Annotated in this window: 6 protein-coding genes; all 6 read left to right on the top strand. The window is 67.2% G+C overall.

What is annotated here, in order from left to right:
* Window positions 1-59 precede the first annotated feature (59 nt).
* Entirely contained in the window at window positions 60-1214 is a 1155-nt protein-coding gene (gene dnaJ / locus ACRDUX_RS23360; protein ID WP_526416979.1) for a molecular chaperone DnaJ, read from the top strand.
* 18 nt (window positions 1215-1232) lie between these two features.
* Window positions 1233-1982 (top strand): 16S rRNA (uracil(1498)-N(3))-methyltransferase, encoded by a 750-nt coding sequence (locus tag ACRDUX_RS23355; RefSeq protein ID WP_526416977.1) that lies wholly within the window; start codon window positions 1233-1235, stop codon window positions 1980-1982.
* Window positions 1983-2125: 143 nt separating this feature from the next.
* Window positions 2126-2344 (top strand): hypothetical protein, encoded by a 219-nt coding sequence (locus ACRDUX_RS23350; protein WP_526416975.1) that lies wholly within the window; start codon window positions 2126-2128, stop codon window positions 2342-2344.
* Window positions 2345-2509: 165 nt separating this feature from the next.
* Window positions 2510-3559 (top strand): PhoH family protein, encoded by a 1050-nt coding sequence (locus ACRDUX_RS23345; RefSeq protein WP_526416973.1) that lies wholly within the window; start codon window positions 2510-2512, stop codon window positions 3557-3559.
* Window positions 3556-4092, top strand: a complete 537-nt coding sequence (gene ybeY / locus ACRDUX_RS23340; protein ID WP_526416971.1) for an rRNA maturation RNase YbeY — start codon at window positions 3556-3558, stop codon at window positions 4090-4092. The genes ACRDUX_RS23345 and ybeY overlap by 4 nt, the downstream gene beginning before the upstream one ends.
* Window positions 4089-4717 (top strand): CNNM domain-containing protein (locus ACRDUX_RS23335; RefSeq protein ID WP_526416969.1); only part of this gene is annotated, 629 nt, incomplete at its 3' end. The genes ybeY and ACRDUX_RS23335, both read left to right, overlap by 4 nt.

The raw sequence follows: 4717 nt of genomic DNA, 5'->3' as shown, positions 1-4717 counted from the left end.
CGCTAGAGGCGCTGGCACGAACCGCAGATGCGGCTTGAAGGGCATGAGAAGGGTTTGGCGTGGCACGCGATTATTACGGCCTGCTCGGTGTGAGCAAGGGCGCTGGCGACTCGGAGATCAAGCGCGCGTACCGCAAGCTCGCGCGCGAACTGCATCCCGACGTCAACCCCGACGAAGCGGCGCAGGCCCAGTTCAGGGAGATCAGCGTCGCGTACGAGGTGCTGAGCGATCCCGAGAAGCGCCGAATCGTCGACCTCGGTGGCGATCCGATGGAGGGTGCGGGGGCCGCGAACGGCTTCGGTGGCGGCTTCGGTGGTGGGTTCGGCGGACTCGGCGACGTGTTCGAGGCGTTCTTCGGGGGCAGCGGCGGAAGCCGGGGTCCGGTCGGTCGGGTGCGCCCCGGTTCGGATTCGCTGCTGCGCATGCGCCTCGATCTCGCCGAGTGCGCGACGGGTGTCACCAAACACGTCACCGTCGACACCGCGATCCTCTGTGACGTGTGCCTGGGCAAGGGCACCCACGGCGATTCGAAGCCGGTCACCTGCGACACCTGTCACGGCCATGGCGAAGTCCAGTCCGTGCAGCGGTCGTTGCTCGGCCAGGTGATGACCTCGCGGCCGTGCCCGGTCTGTGCAGGCGTCGGTGAGGTCATCCCCGATCCGTGCCACCGCTGCGGAGGCGACGGTCGGGTGCGGGCGCGTCGGGAGATCAGCGTCAAGATCCCGCCGGGCGTCGGCGAAGGCATGCGAGTGCGTCTGGCCGCGCAGGGCGAGGTCGGTCCGGGCGGCGGGCCTGCCGGTGACCTGCACGTGGAGGTTCACGAGCAACCGCACGACATCTTCATTCGCGACAACGACGACCTGCACTTCAGCGTCTCGGTGCCGATGGTCGACGCGGCGCTCGGCACCAACGTCACGGTCGACGCGATCCTCGACGGACCCACCGACATCGTCGTCGGCGCAGGTACCCAGCCTGGAGCGGTCACCACGCTGCGCGGCCACGGCATGCCCAACGTGCGCTCAGGTGTCCGCGGCAATCTGCACGCGCACATCGACGTCGTGGTGCCGTCCCGCCTCGACCACGAGGACACCGAACTGCTGCAGAAGCTCAAGGAGCATCGCGTCCGTGACGTGGCTGAGGTCAAGTCGACGCACGCGGCTCCGGCCGGCGGCGGGCTGTTCAGCCGGCTGCGTGAGACGTTCACCGGCCGGTAGATCGGAGCCGCGCCCTCAATGAGTCGCGCGTTGTTCTACGTCGAGGCGGTGCCCGACGTCGGTGAGCTCGCCGTCGTCGACGGTGACGAGGGCTTTCACGCCGCGAGTGTGCGGCGCCTCCGGGTCGGCGAGGAACTCGATCTGGGTGACGGCGCGGGGACGGTAGCGCACGTGGTCGTCGAGGACGTCGGCAAGGCGAGCTTGACCGCCAGGGTGCTCAGCAGGCGGATCGTCGCGCCGCCGCGCCCCGAGGTGACCGTCGTTCAGGCGTTGCCCAAGTCCGATCGGTCCGAGTTGGCGATCGAAGTCGCCACCGAAGCGGGCGCGGACGCGTTCGTGGCCTGGCAGTCGGACCGCTGCGTGGCCCGCTGGGACGGATCGGCGAAGGTGCAGAAGGGGCTGCGGCGTTGGCAGGCGGTCGCACGTTCGGCCGCCAGGCAGTCGCGCAGGCCCCACGTTCCGCCGGTCACGACACTGGTGTCCACCAAGGAGCTGGCCGCCACCGTGAGATCGGTCGCCGACGCGTCGGTGGTGCTGGTGCTTCACGAGTCCGCGACGGAGCCGCTCAGCGCCGCTCGCCTTGCCGGTGCCGAGTCGGTGATGTTGATCATCGGTCCCGAGGGCGGTATCGGCGACGACGAGTTGGCCGTGCTGACGGGGGCGGGCGCAACCGCCGTCCGCCTCGGCCCAAGTGTGCTGCGCACCACAACGGCGGCTGCGGTGGCGCTTGGATCACTGGGTGTTTTGACGCCTCGCTGGCGCTTCTAGCCTTAACAGCTGCCAATCGGCAACCATTTGCTGCCATCGGAATTAAACCTCTGAGCTGTGTGTTTAACCAATTGGTACGGCAGGAAGGCTCTACCGCCGGACCCGTTCGCACAACTACAGAGGGCAGAAAAGAAGAGATGAAGATGAAGAAGTTCGGACTTGCCGCCATGGTTGCTAGCGGGCTCACCGCTGGGATCCTCGGCGTCGCTTCTCCGATCCAGGCCGTTGCCTCGGCCGAAGCACTCCCCGTGGTGGACCTGCCTGGGCACTCGACAGGCGTCGACCATCACCAGTGGATCGACACGATCCACCCGGACGTGAACGTGCCGCACGTCGACACGTCCGCACGTCAAAGTCGCTGATTCAGCGATGACTCGAAAAGGGGCACCCGCGAGGGTGCCCCTTCTTCGTCCGCCTACGCCGTCGACCCCTCGAGCCCGACCATTGGGGCGCGACGCTGACCGGCGGTAAGCTGGCACGAGAATTCACCACCGAGCTGAGCACGGAAAGCAGGCACTGAACACCACGTGACGCCCCGCGAGACGAACGCCGCCTCGGACACGGTACGAAGCAACAACGGTGTACGAAGCAACATCAACGTGCCGCCCGACTTGGTCGTGGGCCTGCTCGGTTCCGCCGATGAGAACCTGCGCGCGCTCGAGAGCCTGCTGACCGCCGACATCCACGTCCGCGGCAATGCACTGACCCTGTCCGGCGAGTCCGCCGACGTGGCGCTGGCCGAGCGCGTGGTGACCGAGCTGATCGCGGTCGTCGCCGGCGGCCAGACCCTGACGCCCGACGCCGTTCGCCGCAGCGTCGGCATGGTGACCGGCACCGGTAATGAGTCACCCGCCGAGGTGCTGACGCTGGACATTCTGTCCCGGCGCGGCAAGACGATTCGGCCCAAGACGCTCAACCAGAAGCGCTACGTCGACGCGATCGATGCGCACACCATCGTGTTCGGCATCGGACCGGCCGGTACCGGCAAGACCTATCTCGCGATGGCCAAGGCGGTCAATGCGCTTCAGACCAAACAGGTCTCGCGCATCATCCTCACCCGCCCCGCCGTCGAGGCCGGTGAGCGGCTCGGCTTCCTGCCAGGGACGCTCAGCGAGAAGATCGACCCGTACCTGCGTCCGCTGTATGACGCCCTGCACGACATGATGGACCCCGAGCTGATCCCAAAGCTGATGAGCGCAGGGGTGATCGAGGTCGCGCCGCTGGCGTACATGCGTGGCCGCTCGCTCAACGACGCGTTCATCATCCTCGACGAGGCCCAGAACACCACCCCCGAACAGATGAAGATGTTCCTGACGCGTCTGGGATTCGGGTCCAAGATCGTCGTGACGGGCGACTCGACGCAAGTCGATCTGCACGGCGCCAAGTCGGGACTCAGTGCAGCCATCGACATCCTCGACGACATCGACGACATCCACTTCTCGGAGCTCACCAGCGCCGACGTCGTGCGTCACCGACTGGTGTCCGAGATCGTCGACGCGTACGCCAGATCCGAGGCCGCGGCGACGCCGATGAACCGCGCCGAGCGTCGGTCCGCAACGGGTAGGCCTCGCCGGTGAGCATCGAGGTCTCCAACGAGTCGGGTATCGACGTCTCGGAGAACGAACTGATCAGCGTCGCGCGTTTCGTCATCAAGAAGATGGACGTCAACCCCGCTGCCGAACTGTCGATGGTGCTGCTCGACACCCCGGCGATGGCCGATCTGCACATGCGGTGGATGGATCTGCCGGGACCGACCGACGTGATGAGCTTCCCGATGGACGAGCTCGAGCCGGGCGGGCGCCCCGATGCACCCGAACCGGGGCCGTCGATGCTCGGTGACATCGTGCTTTGCCCTGAGTTCGCGGCCAAACAGGCTGAGACGGCGGGACATTCGCTCGCCCAGGAACTCGCGTTGCTGACCGTGCACGGGGTGCTCCATCTCCTCGGCTACGACCACGCCGAACCCGACGAGGAGAGAGAGATGTTCGCCCTGCAACGCGAACTGCTCGAGGAGTGGGTCGCCGACCAGGTCGCCGCCTACCACCAGGACCGCCAGAGCGAGAAGGACCGGCGCCTGTTGGACAAGTCTCAGTTCTTCGACGAACCGTGACCGGATTCGCCTCCCTGCTGGGCGCGGTCGCGCTGATCGCACTCGGCGGCGTGTTCGCGGCGATCGACGCCGCCATCGGCACGGTCTCCATCGCCAGGGTCCACGAACTGGTCCGCGAGGAGCGGCCCGGTGCCGCGCGGCTGAGCCGCCTGATGGACGACCGGCCGCGTTACATCAATCTCATCGTCCTGCTGCGCATCACGTGCGAGACGGCCGCGACGGTGCTGTTGGTGGCCTTCCTGTACGAGGACCTCGGCTTCAAGTGGGGTCTGGTCGCGGCCGCCGCCATCATGGTGGTGGTGAGCTTCGTGGCCATCGGCGTCGGGCCCAGAACCATCGGCAGGCAGCACGCCTACACGATTGCGTTGGGGGCGGTCCTTCCGCTGCAAGCGATTTCGGTGCTGCTGACTCCCATCAGCCGACTGCTGGTCCTGCTCGGCAACGCGCTGACGCCCGGCCGCGGCTTCCGCAACGGGCCGTTCGCCTCCGAGATCGAGCTGCGGGAGGTCGTCGACCTCGCAGGGCAGAGTGGCGTCGTCGCCGACGACGAGCGCAGGATGATCCAGTCGGTGTTCGACCTCGGCGACACCATCGCCCGTGAGGTGATGGTGCCGCGCACCGAGAT

It is taken from the genome of Mycobacterium sp. (assembly GCF_050701675.1).
Taxonomy (GTDB): Bacteria; Actinomycetota; Actinomycetes; order Mycobacteriales; family Mycobacteriaceae; genus Mycobacterium.
This window is presented reverse-complemented; position numbering and strand designations above follow the sequence as displayed.